The organism is Syntrophomonas sp. UBA5494, assembly GCF_002426325.1.
The window spans coordinates 8,306-8,940 of the sequence record NZ_DIPG01000009.1 but is presented as its reverse complement, the minus strand read 5'-3'; the positions used below and the strand labels follow the sequence as shown (position 1 = coordinate 8,940).

At 56.2% G+C, this 635-nt stretch carries 1 protein-coding gene; it reads right to left on the bottom strand.

Features of this window, described 5'->3' with window-relative positions; all coding sequences use genetic code 11:
* Positions 1 to 635, bottom strand: a 635-nt coding sequence (locus tag B3W37_RS01035; protein ID WP_483174523.1) for an aerolysin family beta-barrel pore-forming toxin, incomplete at both ends; no start/stop codon positions are given.

Below are 635 nucleotides of genomic sequence, written 5' to 3'. Positions count from 1 at the left end.
GCGGAGTAGGCGCCGTCGCCGAAGGAGAAAGAGCCGTTCTCATTTTTCACGGATCCGGCGCCTTCGTCAGATTCCACGATACCGGCGGCATAGACCACCATGGTCTTATAGGTGACGCGCGCCGCGCCGGTATAGGGGATAGAGGTGGTGGAATCGACGATGCTGACGTCGATATCGATGCCGGTATGCGGGGGCAGAGGCACCTCAATGGTGTCGCTGATGGACTGGCTATAGGTATCGGACTGGGCGGAAGAATAGGTTTTGCTAAGGCCGTAGGAATAGCCCACTTTCTGCTCCACCTTGACGCTAAGGCCGGCCAGGGAAACGACGGGGATGCCGATATCCACGCCCACAGTGGTCTCTTCCGACCACTCCTTCGAGTAGGAGTTGGATACCTCGGTGGAGGTGGAGGTGCTCTTTTCGTAAGTATAGCTCTTCTGTACGGTGTTTGGGAAATCGTTGGTGTTTTCAGCCTTTACCGTGTAGCTGTCGCTGCTTCCGCCCAAAGCAAAGGTAATGCCCTTAGAACTCAGCTCCGCTTCGGTATCGCCCACTTCAAAGTCCGGGGTACTGAATTTACCAGGGAGCCCCTCGACCTTGAAGTCGTAGAACAACTGAATGGTGATGGCGCCGGC